A 501-nucleotide genomic window follows, 5' to 3' on the forward strand; every position below is an offset into this window, starting at 1 on the left:
TGCATCATTAAGCCTTGATTGGCGTAATGACATTGCTTTCCTTGAAGCAGATTTTTACTACAGTACAGAGCGAGTTGAAGGTGCAAACCGTGGGTTAAGCATCGCTTCTGGTCTCAAAATCCCATCACCTCCTCCATCTGACACATTATTGACGCCAAGTTGGGCCTACAATGATAGCGAAGATAAAGGGATGATGATTCGCGGGGAGCTAAGCGTTAGTGACTCTGTAACTGTGTACAGCGCATTGGGTGGTAGCCGTACAGATTTTCATTCAAATGTACCGCAACGAATCAAAATCATCGATAACGAGGGTAACCTAGAGGTATCTCTCGGATCAGTTAAGCTTGAGAACAAACGAACTTCAGGTGAGATAGGTGTTCGTAGCAACTTTGACACTGGCCCAGTAGAACACCACCTTGTACTGAATAGTACTTACTTTAGAGAAGATAAAAATGATTCTCCAACAGGTAATAATAATCCAGCCCCTTGGAACTCGAATAT

1 pseudogene is annotated in these 501 nt (G+C 43.3%); it reads left to right on the top strand.

The window, feature by feature from the left end:
* Positions 1 to 501: pseudogene (locus tag R8O10_RS27855) on the top strand (TonB-dependent siderophore receptor); the annotation flags it as partial.

The sequence above is a fragment of the Vibrio sp. 1727 genome (assembly GCF_033344415.1).
In the GTDB taxonomy this organism is placed as follows: domain Bacteria; phylum Pseudomonadota; class Gammaproteobacteria; order Enterobacterales; family Vibrionaceae; genus Vibrio; species Vibrio alginolyticus.